Origin of the sequence: Micromonospora sp. CA-248089 (assembly GCF_050948515.1) — a bacterium.
Classification (GTDB): domain Bacteria; phylum Actinomycetota; class Actinomycetes; order Mycobacteriales; family Micromonosporaceae; genus Micromonospora.
This window is the reverse complement of the sequence record NZ_CP192016.1, coordinates 6,201,030-6,224,697: the sequence shown is the minus strand read 5'-3', so window position 1 is coordinate 6,224,697 and position 23,668 is coordinate 6,201,030. Positions and strand designations below refer to the sequence as shown.

The following is a 23,668-nucleotide window of genomic DNA, read 5'->3' as shown; positions in this document are numbered from 1 at the left end:
CCTTCCTTACACCTCAAGCAGCTCAGGCGCGGGTGCGGTTCACCGCGCTCGTGACCGCCTTGATCGAGGCGGTCACGATGTTCGCGTCCACCCCGACGCCCCACACCGTACGGCCGTCCACCTCGCACTCCACGTACGCGGCGGCCTGCGCGTCCCCACCGGAGGACAGCGCGTGCTCGTGGTAGTCGAGCACCCGTACCGCCACGCCCAGGGACTGCAACGCGTTGACGTACGCGTCGATCGGGCCGTTGCCGACGGCGGTGAGCGCGCGGGTCTCGCCGCCGAAGCCGACGCGGGCGTCGATCTCGACCTTGCCGTCGACGGTGCCGATGGTGTAGTCGGCCAGCTTGACGGCCGGGTCGACCTGGTGGTCGACCAGGTAGTTGCGGGCGAAGATCTCCCACATGGCGCCCGGCTCGACCTCGCCACCGTCGTGGTCGGTGACCTGCTGCACGACGCCGGAGAACTCGATCTGGAGGCGGCGCGGCAGGTCGAGCTGGTGCTCGGTCTTCATGATGTACGCGACGCCGCCCTTGCCGGACTGCGAGTTGACCCGGATGACCGCCTCGTAGGTGCGGCCCAGGTCCTTCGGGTCGATCGGCAGGTAGGGCACGGCCCAGGTGAAGTCGTCGACCGGCACGCCGGCCGCCGTCGCGTCGGCGTGCAGCGCGGCGAAGCCCTTGTTGATCGCGTCCTGGTGGGAGCCGGAGAACGCGGTGTAGACCAGGTCGCCCGCGTACGGGTGGCGCTCGTGCACCGGCAGCTGGTTGCAGTACTCGACGGCGCGCTTGATCTCGTCGATGTTGGAGAAGTCGATCATCGGGTCGATGCCCTGGGAGAACATGTTCAGGCCCAGCGTCACCAGGTCGACGTTGCCGGTGCGCTCACCGTTGCCGAACAGGCAGCCCTCGATCCGGTCGGCGCCGGCCAGCAGGCCCAGCTCGGCGGCGGCCACGCCGGTGCCCCGGTCGTTGTGCGGGTGCAGGCTCAGCACCAGGCTCTCCCGCCGGGGCAGGCGCCGGTGCATCCACTCGATCGAGTCGGCGTAGACGTTGGGCATGGCCATCTCGACGGTGGCCGGCAGGTTGATGATCAGCTTCCGGTCCGGCGTCGGGTCGATCACCTCGATGACCGCCGAGCAGACCTCCAGCGCGTACTCCAGCTCGGTGCCCGTGTAGGACTCCGGCGAGTACTCGTAGTGGATGTCGGTGTCCGGGGTGTGGATCTCCGCGTACTTCTGGCACAGCCGCGCGCCCTGGGTGGCGATGTCGGTGATGCCGTCGCGGTCCAGGCCGAAGACCACCCGGCGCTGCAGCGTCGAGGTGGAGTTGTAGAAGTGCACGATGGCCCGGCGGGCGCCGCGCAGCGACTCGAAGGTCCGCTCGATCAGGTGCTCCCGGCACTGGGTCAGCACCTGGATGGTGACGTCCTCCGGGATCAGGTCCTGCTCGATCAGCTGCCGTACGAAGTCGTAGTCGGTCTGGCTCGCCGACGGGAAGCCGACCTCGATCTCCTTGTAGCCCATCTGCACCAGGAGCTGGAACATCCGCCGCTTGCGCTCGGGTGACATCGGGTCGATCAGCGCCTGGTTGCCGTCGCGGAGGTCGACGGCGCACCAGCGGGGCGCGGCCTCGACGCGGCGGGTCGGCCAGGAGCGGTCCGGCAGGTCGACGCCGAACTCACGGTGGTACGGGACGTAGCGGTGGACCGGCATCCGGCTGGGGCGCTGGCCGGCGAACGGATCGGTGGCGGTGACAGGTTGAGCCATCTCGGAGTGCTCCCTGGAACATGTGGCGTCAGCAGATCGGAAAGGTGTCGGCGGACTGCCGGGCGACGGTGCGCGGCGGTGCCGAGAAGAAGATCGGATGTGCTGGACGGCGCGTAGCGACTCCGCGACGAGGTGCCGGCCGGTCAGGCCTCGTCGCGGCAGCCAAGGAGAAGGTACGCGCGCCACATGACAAGGTCACCCTACGTGGTGGGACGGGCGGTGGGAAGGCTGGTCCGGACTATGGGACCAGTGTCACTGAACCGGTGGATCTCGCGACTGTCGGTAGCCGGGGTGTCCGTTCCACCCGGGCGACAGCGGGCACGATCACCAGTCCGACCAGGGTGAAGATCGCCGCAGCCGGGTACCAGCCCCAGCCGCCGGTGCTCACGCCGAGCGCGGTCAGCCCGGCCGGCGCGATCAGGAACTGCACCTGGGAGCCGAGCCCGAACGCGCCGACGTACGCGCCGCGCTGGGCGGCGGGCGGCAGCGTGGCGGTGAGCCCCCAGGTACCCGCCGACTCGATCATCTCGGCCAGGATGAGCACCGTCGCGGCGGCCACCAGCACCGCCACGGTGAGCGGTCCCCGGGTCGCGCCGGAGACCGGCAGCACCAGGCAGAACAGGGCGATCAGCACCGCACCCCGGCGGGACGCCCGGGCCGCGCCCGGCGCGGTGTCCGCGCCCCGGCTGGCCCGCACCTGGAACAGCACGACCAGCACGGTGTTGAGCAGCACCAGCGCGGCGATGATCGTCTTCGGCGCGTCGGTACGGGTGAGGATCCACAGCGGCATCACCGTCAGGTAGAGCGTCTGGTGCGCGGTGAGCAGCCCGGACAGCAGCGCGACGGTCATGAAGGGCCGGTCCCGCAGCACCGCCAGCCGGCTCGTCGGCTCGGCCGTGCGGGTCACCTCCGGCAGCCGGGGCAGCCGGCGCACGAAGCCGGCGGTCACCAGGAAGACCACTGTGATGAACCAGACCATCCCGCGGTACGCCCAGATCGTGTCGACGGCCAGCACCAGGCCGCTGATCAGCGCGCCGAGCCCGAAGCCGACGTTCAGCGAGGAGCGCTGGTAGGCCATCGCGGTGACCCGTTCCTCCGGGCGCAGCACGTTTATCGAGTAGACCTGGCGGGCCACGCCGGTCGCCGCGCCCGTCACGGCCAGCGCGATCACCACGGCGAGGAACCCGGCGAAGCCGCCGACGAACGGGTACGCGGCGAACAGCGCCGCGTCCAGCAGCAGGCAGACGATCCACACCCGCTGCGGCCCGTACCGGTCGGTGAGCCCGCCCAGCGGCACGGTGCCGAGCAGGGACGCCCCGGCGGCGAGGGAGAGGCCGAGACCCACCTGCGCCGGGCTCAGCCCGAGCGCCCGGGTGAAGAAGACGGCGCTGCCGGCCTGGAACAGGCCGTGACCGACGGCGAACACCATGGCCTGCACGGCCAGGGCGCGGGTCAGACCGGCCGGCGGTACGACGTGACGGACGGCGGTGCGGATGCTCTCTCTGGCCCCCATGACCGGTGAGCAAACCGTGCCCCCCGCGCTCCGGTCGAACCTTTTAGTCTGGGCCGAATCCGGCGTCGGGGGTGCGTGTGTCCGAGTTGCGGTTCAATCTGGCCGACGTGGCGGGCGTGCGGTTCGCGGTGTCGCCGGCCAACGAGACCGTGATGAGCATGTGGGCGCTGGCCGAGCCGGTCCGCTACGCGGTGCACCTGCCGTGGATCGACCGCGCCCGGGCGACGCTGCGCCGCCCCGAGGTGGCCGATCGGGTCCGCCCGTTGACGGACCTGGCCCGGCCGCGCCGCTGGCTACCGGACTTCCTGACCCCGGCCGCCCGCCCGGACGCGGACATGGCGGACCAGCTCGACCAGATCGCGGCGACGCCGCCCGACGTGGTGGTACAGGACCTGCTGGCCACCGTTCCGAGCCGTCCGCTGAGCCCGTACGGGCAGGCGTTGCTCGCCGACCCGGCCGGGCTGCTGCCGCAGCTCGTCGAGGCGCTCCGAGTCTGGTACGAGGAGGCGATCGCCCCCGACTGGCCGCGCATGCGGGCGCTGCTGGACGCCGACGTGGCGTACCGGGCGGCCCAGCTCGCCGAGGGTGGCGCCGGCCGGTTGTTCGAGCAGTTGCACCCGAGCCTGCGCTGGCTCGGCGACCGCGTGGTGAGCGACGATCCGTTCGAGCGGGACTTCGATCTGCGGGGGCGTGGGCTGGCACTGAATCCGAGTGTGTTCACCGACCGGCGGGTGCTGTGGAACCTGCTGGAGGACTCGATGCCCGCCGGGGCGTACCCGGTGCGGGCGGTCGGGACGCTGTGGGAACGCGGACCCGAACCGGCGGGCGACGCGCTCGCCCGGGTGGTGGGTGCCGGCCGGGCCGCGTTGCTGCACCTGCTCGACGCGGCGACGACCACCACGGACCTCGCCCGGCTCACCGGGCTGTCCGCCGGGAACGTGTCCCAGCACCTCTCCGCGCTGCACGCCGCCGGTCTCGTCACCCGGTCCCGGGCCGGGCGGCACGTGCTCTACCGCAACACCGAGGTCGGTGCCGCGTTGCTCCGCGCGGCGCGGGGCGGCTGAGCGCGCGGCGTCACGACGTCGCCGGCGCGTCCTGCCCCACCGGTTCGCCCTCGGTCACCGCGCCCGCGAGTTCGACGCTGCCGGGCGCCGCACCGGGCTCTCCGGTCAGCGTCAGCGTGCCGAAGCCGGCCCGTACCGCGGCCGGTGTGCCGTCCTCCCGGAAGCAGTAGATGCCCACGTCCAGTGGCGCGTTCAGCGACGCCGAGGTGCTGTCGACCGTGTAGCAGGGGCCGTCGACGCCGGGCAGCGGCTCGGCGGGGGAGACCGCGAGCGGCGCACGCCTGTCGGTCAGCACCTCCAGCCAGTCGGTGAACGGGTGCTGCACCCGGGGGTCGAGCCGGCGCGGCACCGCGTCGTCGGCGTCGCCGAGGCGGACGCAGGTCGCCGCCTGTGCCCAGCCGGCCGAGGGCAGCGCGCACTGGAACAGCCCGTCGGAGGTGGCGGCGAGCGAGACGTCCACCGTGCCGGCGTGCCCCCAGCCGGGCACGTCGACCCGCCAGCTGCCGTCGTTGGCGCTGGTGAACGCCACGGTGCGGGGCGTGCCCTCGGCGGGCGCGAAGGCGTACGTGGCGGTGAGGTGCCGGTCCTGCGCGGCGGCGGCCAGCCCGGCCAGTTCCTCTCGGGCGGCGTCGACCTGCACCGGGACCGGGTCGGCGGTGCCGGTGGGCGCCGCTTCGGGGTGGTCGCCGGTACAGGCGGCCAGCAATGCCGGCAGGGTGAGCGCGAGCACGCCGGTCAGGCGGGCCGCACGTCGATGAGCGTGCACGGGCTCATTCTGCGTCGTGGGGACGGTCGCGGACAGCCCACCGTACGGCTGTACCGCTTGGCGTGTCGCGTATTGCCGGGCTGGTGAGCCGCCCCACGCCGGGGCCGGATGGTGGGATCACCCGACCCGGCGTCGCGGCCCGCCCGATAGGCTGAGGCGGTCTGACACGCGCCGCCGGACCGAGAAACCCGGCGGCGTCGGCACGCTCAGGGTCGTCGCTGGGAGGGAGTGCACCGTCGTGGCACTCGTGGTGCAGAAGTACGGCGGGTCCTCCGTCGCCAACGCCGAGCGGATCAAGCGGGTGGCCGAGCGCATCGTGGCCGCGCGCAAGGCTGGCGACGACGTGGTGGTGGTGGTGTCCGCGATGGGCGACACCACCGACGAGCTGCTCGACCTGGCCAACCAGGTCAGCCCGCTGCCGCCGGGCCGCGAGCTGGACATGCTGCTCACCGCCGGGGAGCGGATCTCCATGGCGCTGCTCGCCATGGCCATCCACAACCTGGGGTACGAAGCCCGCTCGTTCACCGGTTCGCAGGCCGGCGTGATCACCACCTCGGTGCACGGCCGGGCCCGGATCATCGACGTGACCCCGGGGCGGCTCAAGGGCGCGCTGGACGAGGGTGCGGTGGTCATCGTCGCCGGCTTCCAGGGCGTCTCGCAGGACACCAAGGACGTCACCACGCTCGGCCGTGGCGGCTCGGACACCACCGCCGTGGCGCTCGCCGCCGCGCTCGAGGCGGACGTCTGCGAGATCTACACCGACGTGGACGGCATCTTCACCGCCGATCCGCGCATCGTGCCGAACGCCCGGCACATCAAGCAGATCACCTACGAGGAGATGCTGGAGCTGGCCGCCTGCGGCGCGAAGGTGCTGCACCTGCGCAGCGTCGAGTACGCGCGGCGCGCGGGCTTGCCGATCCACGTCCGTTCGTCATACTCGACCAACACCGGCACGATGGTCACCGGATCGATGGAGGACCTTCCTGTGGAACAGGCACTGATCACCGGGGTCGCCCACGACCGCAGCGAAGCGAAGATCACGATCGTCGGCGTGCCCGACGAGCCCGGCGCCGCCGCGCGGATCTTCGACACCGTGGCCGGGGCCGAGATCAACATCGACATGATCGTGCAGAACGTGTCCACCGAGGGCACCGGCCGCACCGACATCTCGTTCACGCTGCCCAAGGCCGACGGCCCGACCGCGATGGCCGCGCTCAGCAAGATCCAGGAGACGGTCAAGTTCAAGGGCCTGCTCTACGACGACCACGTCGGCAAGGTCTCGCTGATCGGCGCGGGCATGCGCTCGCACCCGGGCGTGGCCGCCGGCTTCTTCGCCGCCCTCGGCGCGGCCGGCGTGAACATCGAGATGATCTCCACGTCGGAGATCCGGGTCTCCGTGGTCTGCCGCGACACCGACCTGGACAAGGCGGTCAAGGCCATCCACGACGCCTTCGAGCTGGGTGGTGACACCGAAGCCGTCGTCTACGCCGGCACCGGGCGGTAACGCGCCGTGGCGTCGCTGCCCACCCTCGCCGTGGTCGGGGCGACAGGTGCCGTCGGCACGGTGATGTGCCAGATCCTCTCCTCGCGGCGCAACGTGTGGGGCGAGATCCGGCTGCTCGCCTCCGAGCGGTCGGCCGGCCGGCGCGTGCAGTGCCGGGGCGAGGAGTTGACCGTCCAGGCGCTCACCGCCGACGCGCTCGCCGGCGTCGACGTGGCGATGTTCGACGTGCCGGACGACGTCTCGGCGGAGTGGGCCCCGGTCGCCGCCGCGCGCGGCGTGGTCGTGGTGGACAACTCCGGCGCGTTCCGGATGGACCGCGACGTGCCGCTGGTGGTCACCGAGATCAACCCCGAGCAGGTACGCAACCGGCCCAAGGGCATCATTGCCAACGCCAACTGCACCACGATGGCGATGATCGTGGCGGTCGCGCCGCTGCACCGCGAGTACGGCCTGCGCGAGCTGGTGCTCGCGTCGTACCAGGCGGTCTCCGGGGCGGGGCAGGCCGGCGTGGACGCGCTGCACCTCCAGCTCGGCAAGATCGCCGGCGACCGGGTGCTCGGCTCCCGCGCCGGTGACGTGCGCCAGGCCGTCGGCGACGAGCTGGGCCCGTTCCCGGCACCGCTGGCGCTCAACGTCGTACCGTGGGCGGGCTCGCTCGCCGACGGCGGCTGGTCGTCGGAGGAGATGAAGCTGCGCAACGAGTCGCGCAAGATCCTCGGGCTGCCCGATCTCAAGGTGTCCGCCACCTGCGTACGGGTGCCGGTGGTGACCGGCCACTCGGTCGCCGTGCACGCGGTCTTCGCCACCGAGGTGGACGCCGAGGGCGCCCGCGAGGTGCTGCGCAACGCGCCGGGCGTGATCCTGGTCGACGACCCGGCGTCCGGGGAGTTCCCGATGCCGATCGACGCGGTCGGCACCGACCCCTCGTGGGTGGGCCGGATCCGCCGCGCGGTGGACGACCCCCGCGCCCTGGACCTCTTCGTAACGGGCGACAACCTTCGCAAGGGCGCCGCCCTGAACACGGCCCAGATCGCCGAACTCCTCGCCAAGGAGCTGACCCGCCCCTAAGCCCCGCCCCCGCGCCGCGCCCGCGCCGCGCCCGCCCAGAGTCCGTCGATCATGAAGTTGACGGCAATCGCCGCCCGATTTGTCGCCGCCAACTTCATGATCGACGGGCTGGGAGACGGGGGCGGGGGGAGGCGGGGAGAGGGGGGCGGGTCAGGCTGCCGAGAGGTGGACTCCGTCTCGGCCGTGGCGCTTCACGGCGTACAGGGCCTGGTCGGCTCGGTGCAGGGTGCGCTCGGGGGACTCGCCGGGTCGCGGCAGGGCCACGCCGACGCTGATCGTCCGGCCGGTACGGCGGGCCGCCTCGGTGAGCCGTTCGGCGATCCGGACCGCCTCCTCCGGGCGGCTGACCTCGATCACCGCCACGAACTCGTCGCCGCCGGTCCGGTACAGCTCGTCGCCCTGGCGCAGCGCACCTTCGAGGGCCCGGGCCAGACCCACCAGCAGCCGGTCGCCGGCCTGGTGGCCGTACGTGTCGTTGACGTCCTTGAACCCGTCCACGTCGATCGCCAGCAGCGCGGTACGCCCCGGCGTGGCGGTGGCGATCCGCTTCCCGAACGGGCCGGTGTGCCGCAGCCCGGTGAGCGGGTCGGAGCTGGCCTGCTCGCGGAGCCGGGCGAGCGTACGCAGCCGGTCCAGGCAGGTCCACGCCTGCCCGGCGAGCAGTTCGATCAGGTTGACGGTGGTCGGGTCGGGGCGCCGGCGTTGCTCGTCGGCGACCAGCAGCACCCCGCCGGACGCCGGTGCGCCGACCGGCACCGCCACCAGCGTGCGCGCGCCGGCCCGGGTCAGCGGCAGGTACTCCTCGGTGGGCGGGTGGCCCGCCTCGCCCAGCGTGTACGCCGAGCCGTACCGGTGGGCCCGGTCGATCATGCGGTCGAGCGCTGCCGGTCCGGCGTCGGCCAGTTCGGCCCGGATCCGCGCCTCCAGCTCGCCCGGCGTGTCGGTGGGCGCGCCGAGGCGCGGGCCGCGCCGGCCGGTGAGCACCAGCACGGCGGCGGAGAGCGCCGACACGTCCCGGGCCGCGGCGAGCGCGGCGGTCATCAGGTCCCAGTCGGTCGGCGCGGCCGTGAACGCGGCGGCGTGCCGGAGCAGCTTCTCGCTGCGGCTCTCGGCCGGCGGCCCGCCGAGCGCGGCGATCCGGCCGCCGAGACGGTCGGCCACCAGCTCGGCGGTCTCCCGCCACGCGGCGAGCACGACCGGTTCGCTCCACTGCAGGTCGAGCACGCCGATCGGGTGGCCGTCCGGGTCGCGTACCGGCACGCAGAGTTCCGCGGTGACGTCCGGGCGGACCTCGAGGTAGTCGGGGTCGGCGCCGACGTCGGGGACCGCGGCGGTGACGCCGGAGGCGTAGACCCGTCGCACCACCGAGGGTTCGGGCCGGTGGCGGCCCGGCGGGGCGCCGTCGGCGGTGGCCGGTACGTGCGAGAACACCTGCCAGGCGCCGGTGGCGGCGACGCAGCGCAGACGGTCGTGGACGCGGAGCAGGACGGTGGCGGTCGCCGGGGTGTGCCGGGCGAGCGCGGCGACGGTCCACTGGCATGCCTCCGGGACGGTGGACGCCGTGGGGAGGCGCACCGTGACGTCGCGGAGGACTCGCTCGTGATCCACGTCGTTCCTGCTCGGAGGGGGTCGGGTCGCGATCAAGCGTACTCAGCGCAACCGCTGCCGACCTTCGTACACATGTGCTATCCACAGGCTGTGGACGCCGCCTGTGGGCGGAATCGGGCCTGCGCGAGGAGGGCGCGCGGCGATAGCGTGAGGGCCCGGGACCCGAGGAGGCCGCCGATGCTCATCGCCCAGCTCAGCGACCCGCACGTGACCACCGGCCCGCTCGCGGCCGCCCCGGCGTCCGGGCTGCACCGGGCGCTCGGCACGGTGCTCGCGCTGCGTCCCCGGCCCGACTGCGTGGTGATCACCGGTGACCTGACCGCCAACGGCCGCCCGGACGAATACCTCGCCCTGCGCGAGATCGTCGGCGCGTTCCCGCTGCCGGTGCACCTGGTGACCGGCAACCACGACGACCGCGAGTCGCTGCTCGACACGTTCGGCGGCACCCCCTACCTGGCGGGTGGCTTCTCGGCGCACTACCACGTCGACCTGCCGGACGCGACACTCGTGGTGCTCGACTCGCTCACCCCCGGCAGTCCCGGCGGACGCCTCGGCGACGAGCAGCTCGCCTGGCTCGACGGGGTGCTCGCCGGGCGTACCGACGCGCCCGCCGTCGTGTGCCTGCACCATCCGCCGGTCGCGGTGGGCGCACCCGTCATGGACGCCATGGGCCTCGCCGACGCCGACGCGCTCGCCGCCGTGATCGGCCGCCACCCCCATGTCGTACGCGTCGCCGCGGGTCACCTGCACCGTCAGGTCACGAGCGCGTTCGCCGGTACGGTGCTGACCACCGCGCCGAGCACCTGGATCCAGGTGGGCCTGGCCATGACCGACGACGAGGAGCCGGGGTTCCTCGCCGAGCCGACCGCCTTCCTGCTGCACCTGATCGCCGACGGCGGCTGCGTGACGCACACCGTCCAGGTCAGCCACGCCGCCGGGCGCACCTGCTGGTTCTGAGCCGCGCCGCCGATGCTCTGGTACGTCGCGTACGGCTCGAACCTGTACGCCGCGCGGCTCGACTGGTACCTCCGTGGCGGGTGTCCACCGGGCGGGCTGCGCACGTACCCCGGCTGCCGGGACCGCCGGCCACCGCGCCGGACGGCTCCGGTGCTGATCGACGGCGGCGTCTACTTCGCCGGGGAGTCGCGGGCCTGGACCGGCGGCATGGCGTTCTACGACCCGCTGCTGCCGGGCCGGGCGGCAGCGCGCGGCTACCTGGTGACAGTCGAGCAGTTCGCGGACATCGCCGCGCAGGAGATGTACCGGCCGCCCGGGGCCGACCTGGCCGGGATCCGCACGGCTGTCGAGACCGGGCGGGCGACGCTCGGGCCGGGCCGGTACGAGACGCTGCTGCGCGTCGGCGTCCACGAGGGCCTGCCGATGCTCACGTTCACCGCGCCGCACCGGGCGGTGGAGGTGCAGTGGACCCGGCCCGCGCCGATCTACCTCGGGATGTTGGCGCGCGGGCTGCGCGAGGCACACGGCTGGGACGCCGCGCAGACCGTCGGCTACCTGGCGGGCCGGCCGGGGGTCGCCGGGCGGTGGACCCGGTCCGCGTTGCGGAGGCTGGTCGGCGCCGGCTGAGGGTGGCGGTGGCGATTTGTCCTGATGCAACCGCCGTCGCCGCCGGGCCCGTCTTGCAGCCGTAGGGTCCCGGGAAGGAGCGGTATGCGGGCCGAGGACGAGACCGAGTACGTGGCGTACGTGCGGGCACGGCTGCCCGTGCTGCACCGCACCGCGTACCTGATCTGCGGTGACGCGCACCTGGCGGACGACATCGTGCAGACGACGCTCACCAAGCTCTACCGGTACTGGCGGCGGGCGGCCGCGGCGGACGACACCGACGCGTACGTCCGGCGGATTCTGATCCACACCTATCTGGACGAACGCCGGCGCGGGTGGTTCCGGATCCGGCTGCTGCCGCAGGCGCCGGATCGACCGGCCGCCGCGCCGCCGGACGTCGAGGAACGCGACGGCCTCGAGGATCTGCTGGCCGGCCTGCCACCGGCCCAGCGGGCCGTGCTGACCCTGCGCTTCCTCTGCGACCTTCCCGTCGCCGAGGTGGCAAGCCTGCTCAACTGCTCGACCGGCAACGTCAAGAGCCACACCTCTCGTGGGCTCGCGAAGCTGCGCAAGCGGCTCGATCTGGAGACCTGCACCGACAACCGAGCGGGAGGCTGACATGACCTGGGACGAGGATCGGGCGGGTGCGGTCGTCCGCCGGGTGCTGGCCCGGGTCGACGTGCCGCCGAGCCGGGTCGATCCGGCAGCGGTGGTGGTCGCCGCGCGCAGGGCCGAACAGCGGCGTCGCCGGCTCACCGTCACCCTCGCGGCGGCAACGGTGCTCGCGATCGGGCTCGGGTCGGCGGTGGCGCTGGGCCGGGACGGCAGCGGCCGAGGCATGGACGAGGTCATCGACCGGCCGTCCCCGGGCCCGACCGAGACCCGCGCCGTGCCCACCGTGGACCAGGTGCGGGTACGGGTGAGCGCGAGTCCGGCCGAGTGCACCTCCGAGCAGTACGACACGCCTGACGACGCGTACTTCCCGAGCCTGGGCGCGGTGGACCCCAGCGGCCGGTTCCTCGCGGGGACCTCCCCGGTGGGGGACTGGCGGAAGAAGGGTTTCCGCACCTACCTGGTGATCTGGGACCGGGGGAAGGCGAACCTCGTGGAGTTGTCACGTGCCTTCCAGGCCACCGTGACCGCGATCAACTCCGCGGGTGTGGCCGTCGGCAACCGCTGGGACGGCGAGAATCGGCCCGACGTGCCCTGGGTCTACCGCGACGGGCAGGTGCGGAACCTTCCCCTGCCCGAGGGCTACCGGGACGTCCAGCCGGTCTCGGTCGACGCCGCCGGGGAGATCCTGGGAGTCGCCGTCGGTAGCGACGACCAGGCGGTCCTGGTCCGGTGGGACGCCGCGGCGCAGACTCCGCCACGGGTCGTCGCGAACCACGTCGGCAACTTCCTCGGCCGGGCGTCCGACGGCACGGTCATCGACACCGTGAGGCTCGCCCGGGAAGCGGGGGGCATCCGGATCTCCCGGCCGGGCGGCGGCACCGTGGTGCAGCCCGCTGCGCCCGATTGGCACTTCCGACGGGACGCTCCGGTGCAGGGCGACTGGCTGGCCGGAACCGTCTGGGGCGTCGGCGCCGAGAAGTCGTCACCGGCGCAGTGGAACGTCCGGACGGGCCGGCTCACGGTGTTCCTCGGCCTGGACACCCACCGGGTCGACACCGTCGTCACCGACCGGAACGGGCGGCTGGTCGTCTCGACGCCTCGGCAAGGCTGGTTCCTGGTCGGACCGGACGGGACGGCGCGGCCGATACCGAGGAGCCTGACGGGCGAGCGCCAGTTGTGGAGGATCCTTTTCGACGACGCGGGACGCATCTACGGCGGGGCGGCCGACGAGAGCGGGCGGCAGTGGCCGGTGGTCTGGCAGTGCCGGTGACCGGCACGCGCGGCAGTGAGTCGAGTTCGGACAGTTCGCTCGATGTACCGGGCCGTCGGATGTGAACGACCGTTCGGTCGACGATGGGTGACCGGCAGGGGGTGATTCCGGCAGGGACGGTTGCCAGCGCAAGGAAATGCGCGTGACATGAGCGTCGGCGCCGGCTCCCTGTCCCTGGGGGCCGGCGCCATCGACGGCGGCAGGCATCGAGAGCCTGCGCCGCGCGGAATTTCACCTGACCGTCATGTCCGACTCGTCCGGCAGACCGGTACGGGCCGCCCGAGACAACGACGATTCCTGATGCCGCCCCGTTCGACCTGGCGGCCGGTGGATGAGAAGCTACCCCGGCGGGGCGGCGTTCCCCCGAGTACCGCCCTCCGCGATCGACACCTGTCACGGCACGGACCAGGGTCGCCGGGCGCACCATCGCCCGGACGCCACATACCGGCATCTCACGAGGAGTTCCATGTCCGTCACCGGGATGCGACGCCGGGCCGCCGTCGGCCTGGCCGCACTCGCCGCGACCGCGTTCACCGCGGTCGCCGTCACCCCCGACCAGGCCGAGGCCCGCCCGAAGCCGGTCGACGTCCAGTTGCTCGCGATCAACGACTTCCACGGCAACCTGGAGCCGCCGAGCGGGTCCAGCGGCACCATCGAGGGCCAGCCGGCCGGTGGCGCGGAATACCTGGCCAGCCACCTGAAGAAGATGCGCGCCGAGGCCAAGAAGCAGGGCAAGGGCACCGTCACCGTCGCCGCCGGTGACCTCATCGGCGCCTCGCCGCTGCTGTCCGCCGCGTTCCACGACGAGCCCACCATCGAGGAGATGAACCTCGCCGGGCTGGAGTTCGCGAGCGTCGGCAACCACGAGTTCGACGAGGGCGCGGCCGAGCTGCTGCGCATGCAGCGTGGCGGCTGCCACCCGGTGGACGGCTGCGCCGACGGCACCCCCTTCAAGGGCGCCAAGTTCTCGTACCTCTCGGCGAACGCCTTCAAGACCTCCACCGGCCTGCCGCTGATGCAGCCGTTCGGCATCAAGATCGTCAAGGGTGTGCCGATCGGCTTCATCGGGATGACCCTGGAGGGCACCCCGAACATCGTCAGCCAGCAGGGCGTCGCCGGCCTGCGGTTCACCGACGAGGCCGACACCGCCAACAAGTACGCCAAGATCCTGCGCCTGCTCGGCGTCAAGAGCATCGTCGTGCTGCTGCACGAGGGCGGCGTGCAGAACGGCGGCGGCATCAACGACTGCACCGGGTTCAGCGGCCCGATCGTCGACATCGCCAACCGGATGGACCCGTCCATCGACGTGATCGTCAGCGGGCACACCCACGCCGCGTACAACTGCAACATCAACAACAAGCTGGTCACCAGCGCCAGCTCGTTCGGCCGCCTGGTCACCCAGATCGACCTGAAGATCGACCCGCGTACCCGCGACGTGGTGAGCGCGTCCGCCAACAACGTGGTCGTCACCCGGGACGTCGAGCCGGACCGGCCCTCGACCGATCTGATCAACCGGTACAAGACCGCGCTCGGCCCGGTGGCCGACCGGGTGGTCGGCGAGACCACCGCCGCGATCACCAAGACGCAGGAGAACCTGTACCAGACCGGGGTCGACGTCAACGGCAAGCCGACGTACCAGACCGGTGAGTCGCCGCTGGGCAACCTGATCGCCGACGCGCAGCTCGCCGCGACCGACACCGAGCAGAACGCGGTGGCCGCGTTCATGAACCCCGGTGGCGTACGCGCCGACCTCGACGCCGGCCCGGTCACCTACGCCGAGGCGTTCACCGTGCAGCCGTTCGCCAACAACCTGGTGACGCTCGACCTGACCGGCGCGCAGCTCTACTGCATGCTGGAGCAGCAGTTCACTGTGGCGCGCGTGCTCTACGCGTCCTCGACCGTCAACTACGTCGTGGACGTCAACGGCACCACCGCGCCGGCCGGCACGCCGTGCGCCGGCACCCGCGTGGTCCGGGGCAGCCTCACCATCAACGGCACCCCGGTGACGGACACCGCCACCTACCGGGTCACCGTGAACAACTTCCTCGCCGGTGGCGGCGACGGCTTCAGCGTCCTGACCGGCGGCACCAACGCGGTGACCGGCCAGATCGACCTGGACGCCTTCACCGCGTACCTGACCGAGAAGTCGCCGGTCTCCCCGCCGGCGCTGGACCGGATCCGCACCACCACCGAGGTCGCGGCCGGCTGACCGCCGACCGCATCGCCGACGGGCCCCGGAGCGCCGCTCCGGGGCCCGTTCGCGTCCGGCGGCCCGCTTCGTCGCAGGCCGCCGGCTTGTCAGGTCGCCCGCGCGGGCTCGGGCGCCGGCGTCGCAGCGACCGTCGACCGGCCGTCCTGCGCGGCGCTGAGCAGCGGACGCAGCGACAGCGCGAGCAGCGAGGCGGCCAGGCAGCCGCCCACCACGACGGCCACCCACACCCGGCCGTTCGCCGCGCCGATCAGCGGGCCGGCGGTGACCGGGCCGACCACGCCGCTGATCCCGAAGATCATCGAGCTCATCGCGTTGTACCGGCCGCGCAGCTCGTCGGTGGCGAGCGCGTTGGTCAGGGCGGGCATGACCGGCGACAGCATCGTCTCGCCGAACCCGAAGATCGCCGAGCAGGCCACCACGCCGAGCGCCGCGAGCACCGCGTTGCCGCTGCCCACCACGCCCGCCGCGCCGAGCACCAGCCACGCGCCGGCGAAGACCGCGCCGACGGTGGCCAGAGCGCGGGTACGGCTGCGCCCCTCCAGCCGCCGGATCACCAGCAGCTGCGAGAGCACGATCATCACGGTGTTCGCGGCCAGCGCCCACGCCACCACCCGGGGCGTCACCTCGACCACCCGCACCGAGTACGCCGCGAAGCCCACCTCGATCTGCGCGTACCCGCAGGTGGTGAGCACCAGGCCGAAGATGACGAGGCGGCGGAACGGCCGGTCCCGCAGCACCGTGAGGTAGCCGCCGGTCCTCCGGTCGGCGGCCTTCGCGCCGACTGCCACGGCCGGCCGGCGCCCGACGTGCGGCAGGCTCAGCAGGATCAGGGCCGGGGTCAGGTAGCTCACCGCGTCCAGCAGGTAGATCACCTCGAAGGTGACCGGACGGGCCACGTCGACCACCGCGCCGGAGATCAGGCCACCGGTGCCGATGCCAAGGTTGAGCAGCGCGAAGTTGAGCCCGAAGACGCGCTGCCGCTCGCCGTCGTCGGTGAGCGAGGCGAGGATCGTGTTCTGCCCGGCCCAGATCGCCGAGCTGCCGACCGCGACCAGCGTCATCACGCCGAACGCCGAGGCGGTCGAGTTGACGAGCGCCAGCGAGCCGGTGCCGATCGCCTCGATCACCAGGCACGGCAGCACCACCCGGCGCGCGCCGAACCGGTCGATGAACGTTCCGGCAAGCGGCGAGAGAGCCAGCGTGACCGCGCCGAACCAGCCGATCACCAGCCCGGCCCGGGTGTCGGTCAGGCCGCGTACGTCGGTGAGGTAGATGAACAGGAACGGCAGGGTGAGGCCGCGCCCGACGGCGGAGAACAACGTGCCGAGGAGGATCCGGCGGGCTTCGGGACGGGCGGGCAGGGCGCGGCGCAGCATGCTGGGATTCTGTTCGGCGGGTACGACGACCGCGACCCGTTTACCCCTTACGCCAGCGGTCGCCGGGCCGGAAGGTGAGCGAGCACACGTGCTCTGCCATGCTGACCCGGTGACGACGACCTGGCGGCACCTGCCCGCACCGGCCCGCGAGATCGCCGAGACGGCCACCGACGCGGTGAGGGCCGCGCAGGCCCGCGACGCCGAGGCGTACGCCCCGGCTGTCGAGCGGCTGGCCGCCGCCGACCGGTCCGGGCTGGTGCTCGGCGGCGTGGTCCGGCTGCTGCTGGAGGAGGGGCACCCGGACGGACTCGACGGCGACGACGTACGGCAGGTGCTCGAACAGTGCGTCCGGTCGGCGGCATCCTGGTGGCCCGACGTCGACCCGCACGTACTGCTGGTGCTGCTGGCCGGCGCGCTCGGCGTCTACGACCCGGGCGACGACGAGAACCCGCCCGATCCGGCGGCGGTCGCCCGGCACGCCCCGCTGCTGGTGGCCGACCTGCTGGCGGTTACCGGACGACCGTTCGCCGAGTACCTGACCGCCGCGTTCGCCGAGGTGGCGCGCACGGAGACGCAGGACTGACGGTTCTGCCGGCCGTCCGGCCCGCGCGCCCACGTCCCGGCGGCGAGCCGGTGGCCGGCGCGACGGCTCACGGGCCGGCGGCCGGCGTGGCGGCTCACGGGCCGGCGGCGGGTCGGCGGCTCACGGGCTGGCGGCCAGGAAGACGAACGCGGCGAGCAGCACCAGGTGCACGCCGCCCTGGAGCACAGTCGCCCGGCCCGGCACCACGGTGAGCACCGCCGTCACCGCGGTCAGCGCCAGCAGCGTCATCTGGGTGCCTCCCAGGCCCAGCACCAGCGGCCCGTCCAGCCAGATCGAGGCGATCGCGATGGCCGGGATGGTCAGGCCGATGCTGGCCATGGCCGAGCCGAGCGCGAGGTTGAGGCTGATCTGCACCCGGTCCCGCCGGGCCGCCCGAGCCGCGGCGAGCGTCTCCGGCAGCAGCACCAGCAGCGCGATGATCACGCCGACGAAGGCCTGCGGCAGGTTGGCGGCGCCGACGGCCGTCTCGATCGCCGGGGAGATCGTCTTCGCGTCGCCCACCACCGCGACCAGCGCCACCACGAGCAGAGCCAGGCTGGCCAGGGCAGTACGCGTGGACGGTGGCTCCGCGTGCCCGTCGCCGGTCTTGTCCTCGGCGAGGATGCTGCCCTCCTGTGTGACCGGGAGGAAGTAGTCGCGGTGCCGGCCGGTCTGCACCATGACGAACAGCAGGTAGAGGGCCAGCGAGGCGACCGCCGCGAAGGCGAGCTGGGCCGGGGAGAACTCCGGACCCGGCCGGCTCGTGGTGAACGTCGGCACCACCATGCTGAGCGTGGCGAGCGTGGCCACCGTCGCCAGCGCCCCGCCGGTGCCCTCCGGGTTGAACACCGCCACCTGCCGGCGTAGCGCGCCGAGCAGCAGCGACAGGCCGAGAATGCCGTTACAGGTGATCATGACGGCGGCGAAGACCGTGTCCCGCGCCAGCGCCTGCGTCTTGTCGCCGCCGCTGATCATCAGCGTGACGATCAGACCGACTTCGATCACGGTGACCGCCACCGCGAGCACGAGTGACCCGTACGGTTCACCGACCTTGTGCGCGACCACCTCGGCGTGGTGGACGGCCGCCAGCACAGCCGCCGCGAGCAGGGCCGCGACCACGGCGATGAGCGGGCCGGGCAGCTCCCGTCCCCAGGTCATCACGAGCACGAGCACGGCGACCAGGGGCGCGACGGTGGTCCAATCGGTCAGGCGGGATCGGATCATCGGCGGCATGCGCACACTTTGCCAGGAGGCAGGGGCAACCGCGCGTGGCGGGGTGGCTTCGGGCAGTCCTGTCGATCTATTCGATCGAGGCCGGCTGCTCCACGTGGGCGAGCACCTCACCGAGGTTCGCGATCACGGTTCCGATCCAGCCCGGATCGGTGTCCTGGTGTTCGGTCGTCCGGAGCACCGTCATGCCGACCGCCGCCGCACCGGCCAGCTCGCCGTCCGCGCCGTCGCCCACGTACACGCAGTCGCCCGGTGCGACGCCCAGCCGCTGCGCGGCCGCGCGGTAGATCGCCGGTTCCGGCTTGGCCAGCCCGACCTCGCAGGAGAACACCGTGACGTCGAACCGCCGGGCCAGCGGGCCGCCCGGCCACGCCTCGGCCGTCTCCGAGGTGGCGTTGCTGATCAGGGCCAGCCGGTGCCCGCGCTCCCGCAGCGCGTCGAGCACGTCCAGGGTTCCGGCCGAGACGCGGCCCAGCACCCGGCGGGCGAGCGCCAGCCGGTGCGCGGCGGCGCGGGCCACCTGCTCATCCGTCGGCGCGCCGCCGAGGCGCCCGGCGAGGATGCGGACGGTCTCCTCCGCGTTCCACCGGACGAGCCGGTCCCGCCAGGTCGCGTGGTACGCGTCGACGAGCGCCGCCGGCTCCACGCCGACGATGAGCGCCATCTCGCCGACCACCCGGTCCCGCTCGTCGTCGGCACCGTGGACCAGGGTGTGGAAGAGGTCGAAGACGACCGGCCGTGGCATGGCGGGATCCTACTGCGACGGTGCTCGTCGTCCGGGAACGACAGAGGGCACGTCAGATGCTCGGATCTGGCCCCTTGCCCCTGGTCGGTGTGGCCGGAGTCGTGCGAGCTGTCCATGTAGCAAGCCCTGGCCCAGCAAGCAGCATGACGATCACCCCGGCCCCGATCAGCGGGTACGGGGCGTGAGTTGCACGCTGCTGGTCACATAGCCGTCCCTGGTCGCGACGAGCCGCGGGTCGTTCTGCGACACATAGATGGTGACGTCCTCACCCCGCCAGTAGCCGGGCCCGTTACCCCAGGCACTTTCCAAGGGGACGTTCCAGGTTCGGCCGTGAATCACATACCTGGCATGATCGCCGAACTTGGATCCCTCCGTCACCGCCTGGACCTGTTCGCCGGTCGCCACGAGTTGGCGGATACGGACGTCAGTACGGTGTGCTTGAAGGATTCCCCCGGCGACAAGACCGGCACCAGTCAGGCAGAACAGGACGACGCGCAGCCGGGACCGGGCGATCCAGTCGAACAGCGGCCCAGGGCTGACAGTCGCATGATGCCGACCAGTCATCGCGCCGCCTTCGTCGTGGAAGCTTTGAACCCAGACGACAGACCTGCCCTCCTGGGAATGCACAAGAGGGCACATCCGATCGATCGGATGTGCCCTCTTACCTCTGGTCGGGGTGGCCGGATTCGAACCGACGACCTCTTCGTCCCGAACGAAGCGCGCTACCAAGCTGCGCCACACCCCGAGGCGTGCCGACAAATAGTAGCCCACCCGCCCGCTCGGTCAAACTCGGTACCCCCTGCCCCGCGCACCCGGCAGATCTTGGTACGAAACGGCCCTCCGAGGGGCGGCCGCGTACCAAGATCTGCCGGGAGGTCAGCGGGGGATCAGGGTCAGGATGCTCGCCTCGGGCGGGCAGGCGAAGCGGATCGGGGCGGTGGGATGGGTGCCGAGGCCGGCGGAGACGTGCAGCCAGGAATCCGAGCCGGGCCAGCGGTGCAGCCCGCGCGCCATCGAGCGGGGGAGTCCGCAGTTGGTCACCAGCGCGCCGTAGCCGGGCACGCAGACCTGGCCGCCGTGGGTGTGCCCGGCCAGCATCAGGCCGAAGCCGTCGGCGGCCATCCGGTCCAGCACCACGGGCTCGGGGGAGTGGGACACCGCGATCGACAGCGCCGCGTCGGCGCTGACCGGGCCGGCCACGGCGTCGTAGTCGTCCCGTTCGATGTGCGGGTCGTCCACGCCGACCAGCTCGATCTCCCGCCCACCGGCCTTGAGCGTGGTGCGGGCGTTGTTCAGGTCGGCCCAGCCGGCCCCGGTGAGGATGTCGCGCAGTTCCTCGTACGGCAGCGGCACGCCGTCGGTGTACTCCCGGTCGGGCAGGAAGTAGGTGAAGGGGTTCTTGAAGACCGGCCCGGTGTAGTCGTTGGAGCCGAAGACGAACGCGCCGGGCAGGTCGAGCAGTGGTTGCAGGGCGCGCAGCACGCCCGGCACCGACTCCGGGTGCGCCATGTTGTCCCCGGTGACCACGACCAGGTCGGGGTCGAGCGCGGCCAGCGAGGCCACCCAGTCCTGCTTGCGTCGCTGGTCGGGCATCATGTGCAGGTCGGTCAGGTGCAGCACCCGCAGCGGTTCGGCGTCGGTCGGGAGCACCGGTACGTCGTACCGGCGGAGTGTGAACATGTTGCGCTCGATGAGCGACGCGTACGCCAGGGTGGCCGCGCCGACGGCGACGGTTCCGGCCGCGAGCCGGAATAGTGTGCGCTTTCGCATGGCGTTCAGGGTAGTTTCACCGTCCATGAGCACGCTGAAGGACCGTCTCACCGCCGACATGCGCGCCGCACTCAAGGCGCGCGACGAGCTGACCACCTCCACGCTGCGGATGGCCCTGGCCGCCGTGGGCACCGCCGAGGTCGCCGGCCGGGAAAAGCGCGAGCTCAGCGACGACGAGGTGCTCGCCGTGCTGACCAAGGAGGCCAAGAAGCGCCGCGAGGCGGCAGTGGCGTTCGCCGACGCCGGGCGCGCCGAGCAGGCCGGCAAGGAGACCGCCGAGGGCGAGGTGCTGGAGCGCTACCTGCCCAAGCAGCTCTCCGACGACGAGCTGGCCGAGCTGGTCTCGGGGGCGCTGGCCGCGGGCGGCTTCACCGGCAAGGCGCAGATGGGCCCGGCCATGAAGGCGGCCCAGGCCGCGGTGGCCGGCCGGGCCGAGGGTGGCCGGGTGGCCGCCGAGGTACGCCGGCAGCTCGGTCTCTGACCGGCGCCTTCCGTAGCGCGGAGACAACGACGGCCACCTCCCGTGGGAGGTGGCCGTCGCTGTCTGCTGTCCGGGGTCAGTTCCCCGGTCGTCCCGGTCTGCCGTTACCCCCGCCCGGCCCACCCGGCCGGTCCGGTGTCGCGGTGCCGCCCTGCTCCGGGGTGCCCTGGCCGGAGCTGACCTCGATCATCACCACGCCACCCTTGATGGTGCGCCCGTTCGGGCTGGTGCCGGCGGCGGTACCCGCCGGGCACTCCGACGGCACCTTGTTGCTGGAGACCACCGGGTCGAAGCCGGCACCCTTCAGCCGGGACTTCGCGCTCTCGACGGACGCGCACTTCACATCCGGGATGGACCGCTGGTCACCCATGACGATCTTGCCGCTGGGTGGCGTGAAGTTCTTCCGGTCCTTGCCCTTCATGGCGTCCCGCAGCGTCTCGTAGACCGCCGGGTTGATGCCGGTGGGGGTGTCGTGACCCATCTTCTGGGTGGTCTGCGGCCAGTCCGGGTCGGCCATGATGCCGGCCACCGCGTACTGCTTGGTCATCGCGACCAGCGAGGAGGTCTTCTCCGAGTCGGTGGTGCCGGACTTGCCGGCCACCGGCGCGTCCACGATGCCGCGGACGTTGCCGGCGGTGGCGGTGCCGCACTTCGAGGTGGAGGAGCGGTCACCCACCGGGCAGCGGGCGGCGTCCACGGCGGCCCGGGCCACCTCGGTGCTGACCCGCTGCTCGCAGCGCGGGTTGGCGACGTCGAGCTTCTCGCCCTCCGGGCCACGGATCTCCTGCACCGGGATCGGCTCGCAGTACTTGCCGTCGGCGCCGAGCGTCGCGTACGCGTTCGCCAGCTCCAGCGGCGTGGTCTGCGAGACGCCGAGGCTGAACGCGCCCCACTGGTGCGGGTTGGCGGCGAGCTGCGCGTCGCCCGACGAGCGGAACGAGATGCCGAGCTTCTGCGCCGCCTTCACCACGTTCTCCGCGCCGACCCGCTGCTGGAGGTCGATGAAGAACGTGTTGACCGAGAAGCCGAAGCCGCTCCACATGGTGTGCGGGCCGGCCATCGAGGCGTTGGCGTTCTTCGGGCAGTACTTGTTGGTGCCCGGGCAGGCCGCAGGCGAGTTGAACTCGACCGGGTAGTCCGACTTGAAGACCGGCTGCGCGTTGATGCTGTAGCTGAGCGGGTAGCCCTTCTCCAGCGCGGCCACCAGCGTGAAGATCTTGAAGGTCGAGCCGGCCTGGTAGCCGGCGATGCCGGGGCCACCGGTGATCAGCGGGTTCACCGTGTTGGGGTAGTTGCCCCGGATCTTCTTCTGGGCCTTCTTCGGGTCGCTGGAAATCTTGTTCTGCGGGTCGTCCGGGTCGTCGAGCTTGAAGTTGCGGTTCACCGCGACGGCGCGGACCCGGCCGGTGCCGGGCTCGACCGCGGCCACCATCCGGGCCGCCTTGCTCTTCTCGCCCAGGTTCTTGCGGACGGCCTTGTCGGCGGCCTTCTGCGCCTGCACGTCGAGCGTGGAGACGATGGTGTAGCCGCCGCTCTTGAGCCGCCGCTCACGGTCGTACGAGGTGGCGCCGAACGTCTCCTGCTGCAGCCACCAGCGGTAGAGGTAGTCGCAGAAGAAGCCCCACGAGCGGGTGGTGGTCTGGGTGCAGCCGTTCGGGGTGCGCTTGCCCTGGACGACGAGCTTGATCTTCTTGGCGGCGTCCGCCTCCTGCTGGGTGATCGCGCCGATCTGCACCATGTTGCCGATGACGTAGTCGCGCCGGCCGACCGCCTCGGGGTAGCCCGCGGGGGTGGTCGGGTCGAACGCGGTGGGGGCCTTCACCATGCCGGCGAGCATCGCCGACTCCTGGATGTCGAGCTTGCTCGGCGGCTTGTTGAAGTAGACCTGGCTGGCCGCCCAGATGCCGTACGCGCCGTTGCCGAACGCGGCGATGTTCAGGTAGCGCTCCAGGATCTCGTCCTTGGAGAGCTCCTTGTCGATCTGGAGCGCCAGGCTCATCTCGCGCAGCTTGCGGGCGCTGGTGTCCTCGGTGGCGGCGACCACGTCGGCCGGGTGGGTGGCCGAGTAGGAGATGGCCAGCCGGACGTACTGCATGGTGAGTGTCGACGCGCCCTGCCGGGAGGAGCCGGCGGCCTGGTTGTTGACGAACGCCCGGGCGACACCGTTGAGGTCCACGCCGTTGTGCTTGTAGAAGTCGTGGTCCTCGGCCGCGATGATGGCCTTCTGCATGTACTGCGAGATGTCCTTGAGCTTGACGTCCTTGCGGTTCTCGTCGTACATCGTGGCCAGCACGGTCTTGCCGTCGGCCGCGAGCAGCCTGGTGATCTGCGGAGACCGGGCGACTGTCAACTCCTTGGGCAGCGCGCCGAATGTCTCCGAGCCGGCCTTCGCGGCCAGTCCGGTCATCGCCACCGCGGGGAAGGCCGCCGCAGCGACCACCACTCCGGCCAACAGGCCGCAGATCAGTAGCGATGCGGCGTTGGTCAGCACGTTGTGGTCACGTTTCCGCATCCAGGTCACCTCGACAGGGT

The 23,668-nt window shown here is 72.2% G+C and carries 20 protein-coding genes and 1 tRNA gene; 10 read left to right on the top strand and 11 right to left on the bottom strand.

What is annotated here, in order from left to right:
• Positions 1-22: 22 nt before the first annotated feature.
• Positions 23-1,768: a 2-isopropylmalate synthase gene (gene leuA / locus ACQP26_RS29180; RefSeq protein ID WP_433494508.1), complete on the bottom strand. Its 1,746-nt coding sequence runs from the start codon at positions 1,766-1,768 to the stop codon at positions 23-25.
• Between the two features lie 238 nt (positions 1,769-2,006).
• Positions 2,007-3,281, bottom strand: a complete 1,275-nt coding sequence (locus ACQP26_RS29175; RefSeq protein WP_269703583.1) for an MFS transporter — start codon at positions 3,279-3,281, stop codon at positions 2,007-2,009.
• 77 nt (positions 3,282-3,358) lie between these two features.
• Here ACQP26_RS29175 and ACQP26_RS29170 point away from each other — a divergent pair, with 77 nt between their 5' ends.
• Positions 3,359-4,345 carry a DUF5937 family protein gene (locus ACQP26_RS29170; RefSeq protein WP_433494507.1) on the top strand — a complete coding sequence of 329 codons (987 nt, stop codon included), beginning with the start codon at positions 3,359-3,361 and terminating at the stop codon, positions 4,343-4,345.
• Between the two features lie 10 nt (positions 4,346-4,355).
• Here ACQP26_RS29170 and ACQP26_RS29165 read toward each other — a convergent pair whose 3' ends face one another.
• Positions 4,356-5,111: a hypothetical protein gene (locus tag ACQP26_RS29165; protein ID WP_433494506.1), complete on the bottom strand. Its 756-nt coding sequence runs from the start codon at positions 5,109-5,111 to the stop codon at positions 4,356-4,358.
• 238 nt (positions 5,112-5,349) lie between these two features.
• On the opposite strand from ACQP26_RS29165, the gene ACQP26_RS29160 reads away from it, so the two are divergent.
• Both ACQP26_RS29160 and ACQP26_RS29155 read left to right on the top strand, forming a co-directional pair.
• A complete protein-coding gene (locus ACQP26_RS29160; protein ID WP_269703586.1) occupies positions 5,350-6,615 on the top strand; it encodes an aspartate kinase in 1,266 nt (421 codons plus the stop codon).
• 6 nt (positions 6,616-6,621) lie between these two features.
• The gene (locus ACQP26_RS29155) at positions 6,622-7,683 is read left to right on the top strand and encodes an aspartate-semialdehyde dehydrogenase (RefSeq protein ID WP_433494505.1); all 1,062 of its coding nucleotides are present in this window, start codon (positions 6,622-6,624) and stop codon (positions 7,681-7,683) included.
• A gap of 150 nt (positions 7,684-7,833) precedes the next feature.
• On the opposite strand, the gene ACQP26_RS29150 is transcribed toward ACQP26_RS29155, so the two are convergent.
• Positions 7,834-9,291 carry a GGDEF domain-containing protein gene (locus ACQP26_RS29150; protein WP_269703588.1) on the bottom strand — a complete coding sequence of 486 codons (1,458 nt, stop codon included), beginning with the start codon at positions 9,289-9,291 and terminating at the stop codon, positions 7,834-7,836.
• Positions 9,292-9,468: 177 nt separating this feature from the next.
• On the opposite strand from ACQP26_RS29150, the gene ACQP26_RS29145 reads away from it, so the two are divergent.
• The 5 genes from ACQP26_RS29145 to ACQP26_RS29125 all read left to right on the top strand — a co-directional run bounded on the left by ACQP26_RS29145 (position 9,469) and on the right by ACQP26_RS29125 (position 14,948).
• Positions 9,469-10,248, top strand: a complete 780-nt coding sequence (locus ACQP26_RS29145) for a phosphodiesterase (protein WP_269703589.1) — start codon at positions 9,469-9,471, stop codon at positions 10,246-10,248.
• A 12-nt stretch (positions 10,249-10,260) separates the two neighbouring features.
• Positions 10,261-10,875 carry a histone deacetylase gene (locus tag ACQP26_RS29140; RefSeq protein WP_269703590.1) on the top strand — a complete coding sequence of 205 codons (615 nt, stop codon included), beginning with the start codon at positions 10,261-10,263 and terminating at the stop codon, positions 10,873-10,875.
• 84 nt (positions 10,876-10,959) lie between these two features.
• On the top strand, positions 10,960-11,472 hold the full coding sequence (locus ACQP26_RS29135; protein ID WP_433494504.1) for a SigE family RNA polymerase sigma factor: 513 nt from the start codon (positions 10,960-10,962) through the stop codon (positions 11,470-11,472).
• Position 11,473: 1 nt separating this feature from the next.
• On the top strand, positions 11,474-12,739 hold the full coding sequence (locus tag ACQP26_RS29130) for a hypothetical protein (protein ID WP_433494503.1): 1,266 nt from the start codon (positions 11,474-11,476) through the stop codon (positions 12,737-12,739).
• A 466-nt stretch (positions 12,740-13,205) separates the two neighbouring features.
• The gene (locus ACQP26_RS29125; protein ID WP_281579542.1) at positions 13,206-14,948 is read left to right on the top strand and encodes a bifunctional metallophosphatase/5'-nucleotidase; all 1,743 of its coding nucleotides are present in this window, start codon (positions 13,206-13,208) and stop codon (positions 14,946-14,948) included.
• An 89-nt stretch (positions 14,949-15,037) separates the two neighbouring features.
• On the opposite strand, the gene ACQP26_RS29120 is transcribed toward ACQP26_RS29125, so the two are convergent.
• Positions 15,038-16,327, bottom strand: coding sequence for an MFS transporter (locus tag ACQP26_RS29120; RefSeq protein WP_433494502.1), 1,290 nt, complete (start codon positions 16,325-16,327; stop codon positions 15,038-15,040).
• 109 nt (positions 16,328-16,436) lie between these two features.
• Between ACQP26_RS29120 and ACQP26_RS29115 the strand changes: the two genes are divergently transcribed.
• A complete protein-coding gene (locus tag ACQP26_RS29115; RefSeq protein ID WP_433494501.1) occupies positions 16,437-16,910 on the top strand; it encodes a hypothetical protein in 474 nt (157 codons plus the stop codon).
• A gap of 120 nt (positions 16,911-17,030) precedes the next feature.
• On the opposite strand, the gene ACQP26_RS29110 is transcribed toward ACQP26_RS29115, so the two are convergent.
• The 5 genes from ACQP26_RS29110 to ACQP26_RS29090 form a co-directional block, all read right to left on the bottom strand.
• A complete protein-coding gene (locus tag ACQP26_RS29110; protein WP_433494500.1) occupies positions 17,031-18,134 on the bottom strand; it encodes a calcium:proton antiporter in 1,104 nt (367 codons plus the stop codon).
• Between the two features lie 76 nt (positions 18,135-18,210).
• Positions 18,211-18,885 (bottom strand): HAD family hydrolase, encoded by a 675-nt coding sequence (locus tag ACQP26_RS29105; protein ID WP_433494499.1) that lies wholly within the window; start codon positions 18,883-18,885, stop codon positions 18,211-18,213.
• 165 nt (positions 18,886-19,050) lie between these two features.
• Positions 19,051-19,449: a hypothetical protein gene (locus tag ACQP26_RS29100; RefSeq protein ID WP_433494498.1), complete on the bottom strand. Its 399-nt coding sequence runs from the start codon at positions 19,447-19,449 to the stop codon at positions 19,051-19,053.
• A 104-nt stretch (positions 19,450-19,553) separates the two neighbouring features.
• Positions 19,554-19,630: transfer RNA gene (locus tag ACQP26_RS29095), tRNA-Pro, on the bottom strand.
• A 131-nt stretch (positions 19,631-19,761) separates the two neighbouring features.
• Entirely contained in the window at positions 19,762-20,655 is an 894-nt protein-coding gene (locus ACQP26_RS29090; protein WP_281579547.1) for a metallophosphoesterase, read from the bottom strand.
• A gap of 25 nt (positions 20,656-20,680) precedes the next feature.
• Between ACQP26_RS29090 and ACQP26_RS29085 the strand changes: the two genes are divergently transcribed.
• Complete coding sequence (locus ACQP26_RS29085; protein ID WP_269703601.1) at positions 20,681-21,136, top strand: GatB/YqeY domain-containing protein; 456 nt, start codon at positions 20,681-20,683, stop codon at positions 21,134-21,136.
• 76 nt (positions 21,137-21,212) lie between these two features.
• Here ACQP26_RS29085 and ACQP26_RS29080 read toward each other — a convergent pair whose 3' ends face one another.
• Positions 21,213-23,648: a transglycosylase domain-containing protein gene (locus ACQP26_RS29080; RefSeq protein WP_281579548.1), complete on the bottom strand. Its 2,436-nt coding sequence runs from the start codon at positions 23,646-23,648 to the stop codon at positions 21,213-21,215.
• Positions 23,649-23,668 lie beyond the last annotated feature (20 nt).